Raw genomic sequence first — 13504 nt, 5'->3', positions numbered from 1 at the left:
GCCGCTCGGGGCGGAGAGGGCGTTCAGGCGGGGGCGGCCAGCCTCCGCCTGAACTCCCCGGCCGCCGCCTTGGGGTCGTCGGCCTCGGTGATGGCCCGCACGACCACCACACGGCGTACACCGTACGACATGACCTCGTCCAGGTTGGCCAGGTCGATGCCGCCGATGCCGAACCAGGGCCGGTCGGTCTCCAGGGCCGCGGCCCGGGTGAGCAGGCCGGGGCCCGGGGCGTGCCTGCCGGGCTTGGTGGGCGTCGGCCAGATCGGGCCGCAGCAGAAGTAGTCGACGCCGGGCTCGACGGCCGCGGCGGCGGCCTCCTCGGGGGCGTGAGTGGAACGCCCGATGAGGATGTCGTCGCCGAGCAGCTCGCGGGCGACCGGCACCGGCAGGTCGCCCTGGCCGAGGTGGAGCACGTCGGGGCGGCACGCGTAGGCGATGTCGGCCCTGTCGTTCACGGCCAGGAGCGTCCCGTGCCGGTCGCAGGCCTCGCGGAAGACGGCCAGGAGGTCGAGCTCCTCGCGCGCCTCCAGGCCCTTCTCGCGCAGTTGCACGATGTCGACCCCGCCCGCGAGGGCGGCGTCGAGGAAGTCCGCGAGGTCTCCCCGGTCACGCCGCCCGTCGGTGCACAGGTAGAGCCGGGCGTCAGAAACCGAGGGCCTGGGCACGTCTCTTCACTTCGGTGTGGCGGCCGGCCACGATCGCGTCGACCGGCGACCCCGGCAGGGTGTCGTCGGGCGTGAAGAGCCAGCGGAGGGACTCCACGTCGTCGTACCCGGCGTCGAGGAGCACGGTGAGGGTGCCCGAGAGGCCCTTGACGACCTCCGTGCCGGCGAGGAAGGCGGCAGGGACCTGCGGCTCGCCGCCTCCCCTGCGCACCCCGATGAGCTTGCGGTCCTTGAGAAGTTGCTTGGCGCGACCGGCGCTCAGGTTGAGCCTTCTGGCGACCTCGGTCAGGGTGAGCCACTCGCCCACCAGCTGGTCGGTCTCCCGGTCGATCTGCGCAACAGAAAGCGTCACGAATCCACCACTACCACATCGAGCCCTTCGCCAAACACCCCGCGGCGAGGTTACGCCGCCGTACAGTCGCGCAACGCTATCGCAGGGTCGGAGAGGCGTTCGACGTCCAGGCGCCGGCCGCCCTCGATGAGGCGGCGCCCCTGGACGAGGTCGCGGGGGCGGTTGACCGCCAGGACCGCCACGAGCCGGTCGTCGCCGTTCACCCAGCACATCCCCCACCGGGGCTTTCCCGGGACGGAGGGGTCGCCGCGCCGGATCGCCCTGGCCCCGTCGTGGTGGCCGGCGTACTGGACCATGTGGCCGAACTGCTCGGACCAGAAGTAGGGCACCGGGTCGTAGACGGCGTCGTCGCCGACGAGGGTGGCCGCGGCCACGTCCGGGGCGCCCAGGGCGGTGTCCCAGTGCTCGACGCGCAGCCGCAGGCCGTAGCGGCGCGACCACCAGGCCGCGCAGTCGCCTGCGGCGACCACGCCGGGCAGCGAGGTGCTCAGGTGCTCGTCGGTGACCACGCCGTCGTCGAGCGCGATCCCCGAGCCGGCCAGCCACTCGACGGCGGGCCGTACGCCCACGCCGGTGACCACGACGTCGGCCTCGACCGCCGAGCCGTCGGCCAGGGTGAGCCCGCCGTGGTCGACGGAGGCGACCATGGTGTTCAGGCGGAGGTCCACCCCGTGCTCGGCGTACCAGGCGGTGGTGTGCAGGCCGATCTCGCCGAGGGCGGCGGCCAGCGGGGTGGAGGCGGCCTCGACCACGGTGACCTCGCAGCCGGCCCGGCGGGCGGCGGTGGCCACCTCGGCCCCGATCCAGCCCGCGCCGACGACGGCGACCCGTTTGCCGGGGCCGAGCAGGGCGCGCAGCCCGAGCGCGTCGTCGATGGTGCGCAGCACGTGCTGGGGACCGTCGCCGCGCAGCCGGATCGGGTGGGCCCCGGTGGCCACGACCAGCCCGTCGTAGGCCATCTCGCCCTCGGTGGTCTCGACCACGCCCGGATGCAGCCCCTTGGCGGCCACCCCTGCGCGGAAGTCGACCTCGAGGGCGTCGAGGTCGGCGTCGACCACGGTGGAGTCGGTCCCGCCGAGCAGGACCGCCTTGGACAGGGGCGGCCGGTCGTAGGGCCGGTGCCGCTCCTCCCCGATCAGTGTGATCGTGCCGCCGAACCCGCGGGCCCGTAACGCCTCGACGCTGCGCACACCGGCCAGGCCGGCGCCAACCACCACGACATGATTCACACTTCCTGACCCTAAGCGTCAGCACCGCCCTCCTACCAACGGTCGTTGGTAACGAAAGAGGGATTTACCTCACATCTGACGCTCTAAGGATGTTGCCGCAGCCCTTAGGGTGGTCGGAGAAGACGCGCGGGAGCCCGGAACGCACCGGGCTGAGAGGAGGGCCGCGGGGCTGGGCAGGACTTCTGCGAGCCACGTGACGTGTGAGGCAGGGCGCCGCCGGCGGCGGCGCGGCCCGGCACGCGCGGGGCGGCGGGGTCCCACCGGGCGACCGCGAGCGGGCCCTCGACCGCCACGAACCTGATCCGGGTCATGCCGGCGAAGGGAGCGGAGCACGTATGCCCGACCTTTTCGATCTCGTCGTCGTCGGCGGCGGTGTCATCGGCCTGTCGGTGGCCTGGCGCGCCGCCGGACGAGGACTGCGGGTGGCCGTGGTCGACCCCGCGCCCGCCACCTCGCGCACGGCCGCCTCGTACGCGGCCGCGGGCATGCTGGCCCCGGTCAGCGAGGTCACCTACACCGAGGAGCCGCTGCTGCGGCTGGGCCTGGCCTCCCTGGAGCGCTGGCCCGCCTTCGCCGCCGAGCTGACCCGCGCGAGCGGACACGACCTCGACCTGCGCGCCGACGGCACCCTCGACGTGGCCTTCGGCTCCGACGACCTGGCCGCGCTGGACGATCTCGCCGCCTTCACGGCCTCGCTGGGGCTGCCCGCCGAGCGCCTCACCGGGCGGGAGTGCCGCCGCCTGGAGCCCATGCTGGCGCCCTCCGTCCGCGGCGGCATGCTGGCCGGCGGGGACTCCTGGGTGGACCCCAGGAGGGTCACCGCGGCCCTGCTGGCGGCCCTGGGACGGGCGGGCGCCACCCTGGTGCCGGACCGGGTGACCGGGCTGCTCACGGACTCGGGCGCGGCGCGCGGGGTGCGGCTGGCGGGCGGCGGGGGACTCAGCGCGGGCCGGGTGGTGCTGGCCGCGGGAGCCTGGTCGGGGTCCCTGGAGGGGATGCCGCCCGAGGTGCTCCCCCCGGTGCGGCCGGTCAAGGGCCAGATCATGCGGCTGCGCTCCCCCGAACCGGTCCTGGGCCGCTGCGTGCGCGGCGCCGTGCACGGCTCGCACGTCTACCTGGTGCCGCGCGGCGACGGCGGGCTGGTGCTCGGCGCCACCCAGGAGGAGCTCGGCTTCGACACCCGCGTCACCGCCGGCGGCCTGTGGGAGCTGCTGCGCGACGCGCGCGAGCTCGTCCCCGGCGTGACCGAGCTGGAGGTGACCGAGACGATCGCCGGGCTGCGTCCCGGCTCCCCGGACAACCTGCCGCTGGTCGGCCCCACGATCATGCCCGGCCTCGATCTCGCCACCGGCCACCACCGCGGCGGGGTGCTGCTCGCCCCGCTCACCGCCGACCTGTGCGCGAACGGGGACGGGGCCGATCCGGTGCTCGCGGACCTGGCGGGGCTCTGCTCCCCGCTCCGCTTCGCGGGAGCCGCCCCGCCGCGTCCCCCGGGGACGGGTCCCGTCGAGAACACACCGAGGGAGCAGCGATGAGCGTGACCATCAACGTGACCATCAACGGGACCGCCGGCGAGCTGCCCGCGGGGACGACCGTGGCGCAGGCCGTACGGCGGCTGACCGAGGCGCCGAGCGGGGTGGCCGTCGCGGTGAACGACGAGGTCGTCCCGCGCGGCGCCTGGGAGTCCACCGCGCTCGGCGAGGCCGACCGCGTCGAGGTGCTCACCGCGGTCCAGGGAGGGTGAACGTGAACGACACGACGGACGACCTGATCATCGGGGACACGACGTTCTCCTCCCGTCTCATCATGGGCACCGGGGGCGCCCCGTCCCTGGAGGTCCTCGACCGGGCGCTCGCCGCCTCGGGGACCGAGCTGACCACGGTCGCGATGCGGCGCCTCGACCCCGCCGCCCGGGGGTCGGTGCTCGACGTGCTGCGCCGGCGCGACATCAGGGTGCTGCCGAACACCGCGGGCTGCTTCACCGCCGGGGAGGCCGTGCTGACCGCCCGGCTGGCCCGGGAGGCGCTGGAGACGGACTGGGTCAAGCTGGAGGTCATCGCCGACGAGCGCACCCTGCTGCCCGACCCCATCGAGACCTTCGACGCGGCCGAGCGGCTGGTCGCCGACGGGTTCGTCGTGCTGCCCTACATCGGCGACGACCCGGTGCTGGCCCGCCGCCTGGAGCAGGCCGGCTGCGCCGCGGTGATGCCGCTGGGCGCGCCGATCGGCTCCGGGCTGGGCATCCGCAACCCGCACAACATCGAGCTGATCGTGGAGTTCGCGAACGTGCCGGTGATCCTGGACGCCGGGATCGGCACCGCCAGCGACGCGGCGCTGGCCATGGAACTGGGCTGCGACGCGGTGCTGCTGGCCACCGCGGTCACCCGCGCGCGGCGCCCGGAGCTGATGGCGCGGGCGATGCGCTCGGCCGTGGAGGCGGGCCACGCGGCGCGCCTTGCCGGGCGGATACCCCGGCGTCGCTACGCCGAGGCATCCTCCCCTCTTCATCGCTAGAAAACGACCACGTCTCGGCATCGGTTTGGGATTCGAGGACCCTGTCGGCGCCAAATCGCCCGTAAACTCGGCCTCGTGGACACGACGCTTACGGATCCCCTGGTCGGGAAACTCCTCGACGGTCGGTACCGCGTCGAGTCCCGGATCGCCCGGGGAGGCATGGCGACCGTCTATCTGGCCCTGGACGTCCGGCTCGACCGCACGGTCGCCGTGAAGGTGATGCACCGCTCGCTCGCCGAGGACCCCGCGTTCGTGCGGCGCTTCATCGGCGAGGCCAAGTCGGTGGCGAGCCTGTCGCACCCCAACGTGGTGCACGTCTTCGACCAGGGCACCGACGGCGACAACGTCTACCTCTCGATGGAGTACGTGCCGGGGCGCACGCTGCGCGACGTGCTGCGCGCCCGGGGCAGGCTGCCCGCCCGCGAGGCGCTGGAGGTCATGATCCCGGTCCTGGCCGCGCTGGGCGCCGCCCACCAGTCGGGGCTGGTCCACCGGGACGTCAAGCCGGAGAACGTGCTGCTCGCCGACGACGGCAGGGTCAAGGTCGTGGACTTCGGCCTGGCCCGCGCGATCGAGGCGACCAACCAGACGCGGACCGGCGTCATGATCGGCACCATCGGCTACATGTCGCCCGAGCAGGTGACCGCCGGCGCGACCGACGCCCGCAGCGACGTCTACGCGGCCGGCATCATGCTGTTCGAGCTGCTGACGGGCCGCCAGCCCTACGAGGGCGAGACGCCCATGTCGGTGGCCTACCGGCACGTGCACGACACCGTGCCGGCGCCCTCGGCGGTGCTGCCCGGCTCTCCCCCGCTGCTCGACAGCCTGGTGGCCGCGGCGACCGCCCGCGACCCCGCCCACCGGCCGGCGGACGCCACCGCCCTGCTGGTCGCCGCGGTCGAGGCCCACCGGATGCTGCCCCGCGACAGCGTCCCGCACCCGTCCGTCCCGATCGGCGCGCCGCACGCCCACGCCGCGGCGGCGCCCGAGCCTCCCGCCCCGGTCAACCACACGCTGATCCAGCCGCGCGCCGACCTGCTCACCGGCCCGGCGGCCGGGACGTCCCAGCCCGCTCCCGCCGCCAGGCCCCGCCGGTCGAAGGGCTCCCGCTGGCTCCTCGCCGGGCTGGCCGTGGTCCTGGTGATCGCGGTGGGGGTGACCGGCTGGCTGTTCTCGCAGAACAGCGACATCGTGGTGCCCACCACCCTGGTCGGCAAGAACATCACGGCGGCCAGCGCCGAGGCCACGCAACTCGGCTTCACGGTCGACCGCGGCAAGGCCGAGCACGACGAGAAGGTCCCCAAGGGCACCGTGCTGCGCACCGACCCGGTGGCGGGCACCGAGGCCGAGCCGGGCAGCAGGCTGATCCTCATCGCCTCGGCCGGGCCCAAGAGGGTCGCGCTGCCCAACGTCATCGGCATGAGCGAGCCGGACGCCAGGAGCAAGCTCGCCGAGGTCCTGCTCACCGTGGACGACGTCAGGAAGCAGCAGAGCGAGACCGTGCCGCGCGGCCAGGTGATGCGGACGATCCCCGCCGTGGGCAACCTGGTCAAGGAGAACAGCAAGGTCGACCTCGTGGTGAGCGCCGGCCTGCTCATGCCGGACGTCAGGGGCATGCCCCGCGACCAGGCCGACGGCGTGCTGCGCGGGGCGGGGTTCACGCCCGAGTTCGTCGAGCAGACCGACAGCGCCCAGCCGTGCACCGTCATCGCCCAGGACCCGCTGCCCAAGGCGGAGATCGACAAGGGCGCCGTGGTCCGGCTGACGCTGTCGCAGTGCAACAGCGAGTGGCACTGGCCGTGGGAGCGGGACCGCGACGGCGTCCCGCCGGACGGCGGCGGGGGCCAGGAGGTCGTGGTGATCCCGAACATCGTGTTCAAGGACTTCCGGGCGGCGCGGGACGAGCTGCGCGCCGCCGGGATGAAGGTGAAGATGAGGCGCACGCTGGGCCGGGGCAGGGTGGTGGCCCAGCTCCCGCCGGGCGGGCAGTCGGTCCCTCCCGGCACCGAGGTCACCATCTGGTACTGACCCCGTCAGCCGCCGGTGAGGAAGCCGTGCAGGCGGAGTCTGGCCAGGCCGCCGTCGGGGTGGATGTCCACCCGGGCGTACGCGGCCACGGGCGCGTCCTCGACGCGGAAGCGGTGCCGGGTGTCCGGCAGCAGGCGGGTCCTGGGCAGCAGCGGGAACCAGGTCTCGCCGTCCGAGGTGCCGGTGATCTCGACCTCGGCCGGGGCGTTGAAGACCAGGTTGGCGGTGTCGATCTCGGCGAGCCTGACGATCCCGGGACCGGCCAGGCGGATCACCATCCAGTCGTTGCCGCCGTCGCGCCGCCGGGCGGTCTCCCACCCCTCGGCCTGGTGGCGGGCGAGGCCCGGGGAGATCACGTTGTTCGGCGAGGAGTAGAACTCGTCGGAGCAGGCGGTGACGAGCGCGCCGTTCTCCAGCGCGGCCAGGTCCAGGCCGAGTCCCCCGTACACCGACAGGTCGCATCTGACCTCGCCGTGCACCCGGAGCCGGGCGATGCCCCCGTCGGGGAACGTGTTCAGCCGCACGTGCGTGTACCGGCGCTCGTCGGAGACCTCGAAGAAGTGCTCGGCGTCCCCGCCGAGGGCGCTCACGGGCACCACCTCCGTCCAGTCGGCGCCCTCCAGCTCGGCGGGCGTCGGGTAGCCCTCGACCTCGGCGGCCTCCACCGACGCGCGCGGCGGGTAGTTGCCCGTGAACCAGGCGGTGTCGATCACGACGCCCCGGATCACGCCGGGCATGCCGAGCCGCACCAGGGCCCAGTCGTGGCCGGGCTCGCGCCGCCTGCGGGTCTCCCAGCCGTCGTAGACCTGCCCCTTGGCGCCGAACGTGTGCGGCCGGAAGGCGGGACGGCCCGGCCGGATCAGGTTCTCCCGTTCGGCGAAGGACTCGTCGTTGGCCGCGACGACCGAGCCCCCGAGACTGCGCAGGGCGAGGTCGGGAAGGGCGGTGAACTCGGTCAAGGAGCGGGCCTTTCTCACGTCGGGCGGTCAGGTGATCGGACGGGGTGGACGACCGGACGCCCCGGCGTGCCGGACGGCCGAAGAGGCCAGGCGGCCGGACGGCCGGGTGAACGAGCAACCGGATGGACGGGTGGCCGGGCGGGCGGGCGAACAGGTGGACGGGGGCCGGGTGGATGAGTGGTCGGCGGGACGGACCGGGCGAACGGGCGAACGGGGCGCGAGGTCAGGTTTCGAGGAAGCGTTACAGAAGGACCCCTCGGCGCTCCTTCCCCACCACCCGGCCGCGTAGCCAGGTGGTGCGGACCTCCCCCCTCAACGTCCTGCCGTGATAGGGGGTGACCGGGTTCCTGTGGTGCAGGGTGGAGACGTCCACGGTGTGGACGGCGTCGGCGTCGAAGGCGACCAGGTCGGCGTCGCCCCCCACGACGATGGCGCCCTTGCCGCGCGGCCCGGCCAGCCCGGCCAGTTCTGCCGGGTTCCCTGCCATCCAGCGGACGACGTCGCCCAGACCGTGCCCGCGCCGCGCCGCCTCGGTCCAGACGGCGGTCAGGCCGAGCTGGAGGGAGGAGATCCCGCCCCAGGCCTCGGCGAAGTCGGGGACCTTCAGGTCGGGGGTGGAGGGCGAGTGGTCGGAGACCACGCAGCCGAGCACGCCGTCGGCGAGGCCGCGCCAGAGCTCGTCGCGGTTGGCCTCGGACCTGATCGGCGGGCAGCACTTGAACTGGGTCGCGCCCTCGGGCACCTCCTCGGCCGTCAGCGTGAGGTAGTGGGGACAGGTCTCGGCACTGAGCCTGACGCCCTCGCGCCGGGCCGCGGCCAGCACCTCCAGGCAGAGCGCGGACGAGACGTGCAGGATGTGCGCGCGCACCCCGGTCTCCCCGGCCAGCTCCGCGACCCGCTCGACCGCGCGGCGCTCGGACTCCCCCGGCCGCGAGTCGAGGAACTCCCGGTACCCGGGCCCCGAGGGGTCGGCGAGCAGCGCGGGGTCCTCGGCGTGCACGACCAGCAGGCCGTCGAACGAGGCGATCTCCTCCATGGCCGCCCGCAGCCCGCCGGTGTCCAACGGCGGGAACTCCTCCACGCCCGACGGGGACAGGAAGCACTTGAAACCGCGTACACCCGCCTCGTGCAGGGCCCGCAGGTCGCCCGCGTTGCCGGGGATCGCCCCGCCCCAGAAGGCGACGTCCACCGAGCACTGCCCGGCCGCGGCCTCCCGTTTGACGGCCAGCGTGGCGACGTTCACGGTCGGCGGCAGCGAGTTGAGCGGCATGTCCACGATCGTGGTCACCCCGCCCGCAGCGGCGGCCCTGGTCGCCGTGGCGAAACCCTCCCAGTGGGTACGGCCCGGCTCGTTGACGTGCACGTGGGTGTCGACGAGGCCGGGCAACAGGGCGACGTCCCCGAGGTCGACCCGCTCGGCGGCGTCGAAACCGGCGTCGAAACCGGCGTCGAAACCGGTGTCGAAGCCGGTGGTGAGGTCGGTGACGAGGTCGGTGGCCGGGCCGGTGGCCGCATCGGTGGTGGCCTCGCCGCCGGGGCCGGCGTCGTGGGCGTACACCCCGACGATCCTCCCGTCGCGTACGGCGACCGTCGCCGGTCCCTCGCCGCCGGGCAGCACGACCCGGCGGGACCGGATGACCAGATCCGCCCGTTCGCGGGGAGCGGCGCTCATCGCGACTCCCCCGTGAGTCCTCCGGGCGCGCGGACGGCCATCGGCACGGCGGTCACGAAGGCCGCGGTGGTCACGAAGGCCGCGGTGGTCACGGCGGTCACGACGACGGTCATGGAGGTGCCGGCGGCGGTCACAGGTGGCGCTCCGCGACCGTGCCGGCCAGCCGCTCCAGCAGCGGTCCCGCCTGGGCCATGCAGACGGCCGGGTCCGGTTCGAGGTCGGTGAGCGCGTACGCGGCCGTGATGCCCGCCTTCCTCAGCTCCTCGTCGGTGAGGGTACGGCGGCCGCAGACCGCGACGACCGGCACCCCGGCCTCGGCCGCGGCGTCCGCGACCCCCACCGGCGCCTTGCCGCGCAGCGTCTGCTCGTCGAGCGACCCCTCGCCGGTGATGACGAGACGGGCGCCGTCGAGCCGGTCGCGGAAGCCCAGCAGGTCGAGGAGGTAGCCGATGCCGGGCCGGAACTCGGCGCCCAGGAAGGCCAGGGCGGCGAAGCCGACCCCGCCCGCGGCGCCGGCTCCCGGCTGCCCTGCCACGCCCATCGAACGGACGACGCCGTCGTGCTCGGCGGCTCCGACCAGGCCGTGGGTGTGCGCGGCGACCGCCGCGAGCCTGGCCAGGGCGGCGTCGAGCAGTTTCACCTCGTCCGGGCCGGCACCCTTCTGCGGCGCGTAGACGGCGGCGGCGCCGTGCGGGCCGAGCAGCGGGTTGTCCACGTCGCCCGCGACCACGAACTCCACCTGGTCGATCGCGATGAGCCCGGACGTGTCGATCTTCTCCAGGTCGGTGAGGGCGGCCCCGCCGAGCGGGAGCTCACGTCCTTCGGCGTCCAGGAAGCGGACGCCGAGCGCCCGCATCATGCCCGTGCCGCCGTCGGTGCAGGCGCTGCCTCCGAGGCCGAGCACGACCCGCCGGGCACCGCGCCGTACGGCGTGGGCGATCAGCTCGCCGGTGCCCTGGCTGGTCGCGGTGAGCGGCGCCGTCTCGACGCCCTCGTGCGCGGCCGACTCCGGATCCCGGCCGGCCCGCCCGGAGGCGGGCGGCAACCGGCGCAGGCCGGACGCCTCGGCCAGTTCGACGACCGCCGTCGGCACGTCCGCGACGGCGAGACCGTCCGCGGAGCCCGCGGAGCCCGCGGAGCCCGCGGAGCCCGCGGAGCCCGTGGAGTTCGGCCCGGTCTGCGTGGAGGAGACCGCGGAGTCCGCCGGGGCCGGGACGGCCGGTCCGGTCTTCTCCTCTGCCGGGCGGGCGTCGCGCCAGGCGTAGGAGGCGAGGACCGGCGCTCCCACCGGGCCGGTGACCTCGACCTCGACGCGGGTGAACCCGCAGGCCACCACCGCGTCCACGGTGCCGTCACCGCCGTCGGCCACCGGCAGCGCGACCGTGACGACGCTCGATCCCAGGCCCGCGGCGACGTGCGCGGCGACCTCCGCCCCGGTCAGCGAGCCCTTGAACTTGTCCGGGGCGATCACGACGTGGCCCGACGACTCAGACAACCCTGCTCCCTGCTCCCTGCTGGCGGAGGGGCGGCACGCGTTCCCGCCCGGTACGGGCGGACGGGAGACGGGTGCCGGGACCCGACGAAACGGAGGACCATCTTGACACCCGTCCCCGCACCCACCGATGCCCGGCCCTTCGGTAGCCGCCCCGGCCGCCCCGGCCACTCCGGCGGACGGAAGGTTCACGCGAGTCCGGTGACGTGCTCGGGGCGCAGCGGGATCCGGGTCAGGTCCAGGCCGGTGGCGTCGCGGACGGCCGCGACGATCGCGGGTGTCGAGGAGAGCGTGGGCGGCTCCCCGGCGCCGCGCAGCCCGTACGGGGCACGGGGGTCGGGGTTCTCCAGGATGTCCAGCCGCATCGGCGGCATGTCCAGGATGGTGGGGATCAGGTAGTCGGTGAACGACGGGTTGAGCACCAGCCCGTCGCGCACCTGGATCTCCTCCATCAGTGCCAGCCCCAGCCCCTGCGCGGTGCCGCCGTGGATCTGCCCCTCCAGCGAGACGCGGTTGAGGATCTTCCCCACGTCCTGCACGGCCGCCAGCTCCACCACCTTGACCAGGCCCAGTTCCACGTCCACGTCCACCACGGCGCGGTGCACGCAGAGCGCGACCTGGGTGTGCGAGGCGCCCTGCCCGGTCACCGGGTCCAGCTCCTCGGTGGGCGCGTGGTGGTACTCGCGGGTCTCCTCGACCACGGCGTCGCCCAGCACGTCCTCGACGGCGACGCCCGCGCCGGTGGCGGTCGAGACGACCTCGCCACCGGCCAGGAAGAGGTCGCCGGGCGCCGTGCCGAGCCGTGCCGCGGCCAGGGCGAGCACCCGATCCCGTACCGCCCGGCAGGCCGTCATCACCGCGCCTCCCGTCATGTACGACTGGCGGGAGGCCGAACTGGAGCCCGCGTCGCCGATGCGGTTGTCCGCGGGCTGGATGACGACCCGCTCGACGCCCAGCTCGGTGCGGACCACCTGCGCCTGGATGGTGACCAGTCCCTGACCGACCTCGGCGGCGGCGGTGTGCACCAGCGCGGTGGCCCGCCCGCCGATCACCTCCAGGCGGACGCGGGCGGTGGAGAAGTCGTCGAAGCCCTCGGAGAAGCAGATGTTCTTCAGGCCGATGCCGTAGCCGACGCCGCGCCGCACCCCCTCCCCGTGGGTGGTCTGCGAGACGCCGCCGGGCAGGCCGCGCGGGTCGGTCACGTCCAGCGGGGCGGGCATCGGCAGCTCGCGGGCCCGCTGGAGCATCTCGACCATCGGCAGCGGGGCCGCGACCACCTGCCCGGTCGCCAGCACGCCTCCCTCGGACAGGGCGTTGACCTGCCGGACCGTGACGGGGTCGAGCCCGCAGGCGTGGGCCAGCCGGTCCATCATCGACTCGTAGGCGAAGCACGCCTGCACCGCGCCGAAGCCGCGCATCGCGCCGCACGGCGGGTTGTTGGTGTAGACGCCGTACGCGTCGATCCGCAGGTTCGGGATCGCGTACGGCCCGACGCCGAGGGAGGCCGCGTTGCCGACGACGTTCGTGGTCGAGGAGGTGTAGGCGCCGCCGTCGAGGAGGATCTCCACGTCGGCGTACAGGAGCCTGCCGTCGCGGGTGGCGCCGTACTCGTAGCGCATCTCGGCCGGGTGGCGGTGGACGTGCCCGAAGAACGACTCCTGCCGGTTGTAGACGATCTTCACGGGGCGGCCGGTGCGGAGCGCGAGCATCGCGGCGTGGATCTGCATCGACAGGTCCTCGCGCCCGCCGAAGGCGCCGCCGACGCCCGAGAGCGTCATCCGGATCAGCTCCTCGGGCAGGCCGAGACAGGGGGCGATCTGCTTGAGGTCGTTGTGCATCCACTGGGTGGCGACGTAGAGGTCGATGCCGCCGTCCTCGGCGGGCACCGCCAGGCCGGACTCCGGGCCGAGGAACGCCTGGTCCTGGATGCCGATCCGGTACTCGCCGGAGACCGTCACCTCGGCCCGCGCCCTGGCCGCGTCGACGTCGCCGACCCTGACGGGCTGGTGGCGGGTGATGTTGCCGCGCGGGTGGACCGGCGGGCAGGACGGGTCGAAGGCCGCCCTGCGGGCGTCGGTCAGCGGCTCCAGCACCTCGTAGCCGACCCTGATCAGCTCCATCGCCCTGCGCGCGGTCTCGGGGTGGTCGGCCGCGACCAGCGCGACCGGCTCACCCTGGTGGCGCACCTCGTCGAAGGCGAGCACCGGCTGGTCGGGGATGGCGTCCAGCCCGAAGTGCTTGCTGCCGGGTACGTCCTCGTGGGTGAGGACGGCCGCCACCCCCGGGTGCGTGAGGGCCTCGGAGACGTCGATCGAGACGATCCGGGCGCGCGGGTGCGGGCTGCGCAGGGTGACGCCCCACAGCATGCCGTCCATCCACAGGTCGGAGGAGTAGGCGAACTCGCCCCTGACCTTGAGCGTCCCGTCGGGCCGGGGCGGGCTGTCGCCCACCCCTCCGGAGCCGGGCGCCGCGATCTCGCGCGGCGCCCGCGCGGGCGCGGTACGCACCCGCGCTCCCGCTCTCGTGCCCGCTCCCGCTTCCGTGCCCGCTTCCGCTCTCGCTCCCGCTCCCGCTTCCGTTTCCAGGACCGGGA

Annotated in this window: 12 protein-coding genes; 4 read left to right on the top strand and 8 right to left on the bottom strand. The window is 74.3% G+C overall.

Features of this window, described 5'->3' with window-relative positions; genetic code table 11:
* Positions 1–23: 23 nt before the first annotated feature.
* The 3 genes from thiE to ACLQ2R_RS24545 are packed head-to-tail and all read right to left on the bottom strand — an operon-like array spanning position 24 to position 2234.
* On the bottom strand, positions 24–665 hold the full coding sequence (thiE, locus tag ACLQ2R_RS24555; RefSeq protein ID WP_425962876.1) for a thiamine phosphate synthase: 642 nt from the start codon (positions 663–665) through the stop codon (positions 24–26).
* Entirely contained in the window at positions 643–1017 is a 375-nt protein-coding gene (locus ACLQ2R_RS24550) for an Rv2175c family DNA-binding protein (RefSeq protein ID WP_344896565.1), read from the bottom strand. Before ACLQ2R_RS24550 ends, thiE begins: the two co-directional genes overlap by 23 nt.
* A gap of 50 nt (positions 1018–1067) precedes the next feature.
* Positions 1068–2234, bottom strand: coding sequence for an NAD(P)/FAD-dependent oxidoreductase (locus ACLQ2R_RS24545; protein WP_425963045.1), 1167 nt, complete (start codon positions 2232–2234; stop codon positions 1068–1070).
* Between the two features lie 347 nt (positions 2235–2581).
* Between ACLQ2R_RS24545 and thiO the strand changes: the two genes are divergently transcribed.
* The 4 genes from thiO to pknB all read left to right on the top strand — a co-directional run bounded on the left by thiO (position 2582) and on the right by pknB (position 6788).
* Positions 2582–3781: a glycine oxidase ThiO gene (thiO, locus tag ACLQ2R_RS24540; RefSeq protein ID WP_425962875.1), complete on the top strand. Its 1200-nt coding sequence runs from the start codon at positions 2582–2584 to the stop codon at positions 3779–3781.
* Between the two features lie 8 nt (positions 3782–3789).
* Positions 3790–3990 carry a sulfur carrier protein ThiS gene (gene thiS, locus ACLQ2R_RS24535; RefSeq protein ID WP_425963044.1) on the top strand — a complete coding sequence of 67 codons (201 nt, stop codon included), beginning with the start codon at positions 3790–3792 and terminating at the stop codon, positions 3988–3990.
* 2 nt (positions 3991–3992) lie between these two features.
* Entirely contained in the window at positions 3993–4760 is a 768-nt protein-coding gene (locus ACLQ2R_RS24530) for a thiazole synthase (protein WP_425962873.1), read from the top strand.
* A 75-nt stretch (positions 4761–4835) separates the two neighbouring features.
* Positions 4836–6788: a Stk1 family PASTA domain-containing Ser/Thr kinase gene (gene pknB / locus ACLQ2R_RS24525; protein ID WP_425962872.1), complete on the top strand. Its 1953-nt coding sequence runs from the start codon at positions 4836–4838 to the stop codon at positions 6786–6788.
* A gap of 5 nt (positions 6789–6793) precedes the next feature.
* Here pknB and alc read toward each other — a convergent pair whose 3' ends face one another.
* The 5 genes from alc to pucD all read right to left on the bottom strand — a co-directional run bounded on the left by alc (position 6794) and on the right by pucD (position 13418).
* Entirely contained in the window at positions 6794–7747 is a 954-nt protein-coding gene (alc, locus tag ACLQ2R_RS24520; protein ID WP_425962871.1) for an allantoicase, read from the bottom strand.
* 241 nt (positions 7748–7988) lie between these two features.
* Positions 7989–9419 (bottom strand): allantoinase AllB, encoded by a 1431-nt coding sequence (allB, locus tag ACLQ2R_RS24515; RefSeq protein ID WP_425962870.1) that lies wholly within the window; start codon positions 9417–9419, stop codon positions 7989–7991.
* The gene (locus tag ACLQ2R_RS24510) at positions 9416–9553 is read right to left on the bottom strand and encodes a hypothetical protein (protein WP_425962869.1); all 138 of its coding nucleotides are present in this window, start codon (positions 9551–9553) and stop codon (positions 9416–9418) included. Before ACLQ2R_RS24510 ends, allB begins: the two co-directional genes overlap by 4 nt.
* Positions 9550–10914, bottom strand: a complete 1365-nt coding sequence (locus ACLQ2R_RS24505) for a glycerate kinase (RefSeq protein ID WP_425962867.1) — start codon at positions 10912–10914, stop codon at positions 9550–9552. The genes ACLQ2R_RS24510 and ACLQ2R_RS24505 overlap by 4 nt, the downstream gene beginning before the upstream one ends.
* Before the next feature lie 185 nt (positions 10915–11099).
* Positions 11100–13418 carry a xanthine dehydrogenase subunit D gene (gene pucD / locus ACLQ2R_RS24500; protein ID WP_425962866.1) on the bottom strand — a complete coding sequence of 773 codons (2319 nt, stop codon included), beginning with the start codon at positions 13416–13418 and terminating at the stop codon, positions 11100–11102.
* Between the last annotated feature and the right edge of the window lie 86 nt (positions 13419–13504).

Source organism: Streptosporangium sp. DT93 (genome assembly GCF_049844535.1).
Classification (GTDB): domain Bacteria; phylum Actinomycetota; class Actinomycetes; order Streptosporangiales; family Streptosporangiaceae; genus Streptosporangium.
Note: the sequence above shows the minus strand (reverse complement) of the source record. Positions and strands in the feature narration are given on the sequence as shown.

What these genes read in the sequence shown, in the direction of transcription:
- thiO (WP_425962875.1), top strand. Translation starts at nt 2,582, where the DNA reads ATGCCCGACCTTTTCGATCTCGTCGTCGTCGGCGGCGGTGTCATCGGC.
- allB (WP_425962870.1), bottom strand. Translation starts at nt 9,419, where the DNA reads ATGAGCGCCGCTCCCCGCGAACGGGCGGATCTGGTCATCCGGTCCCGC.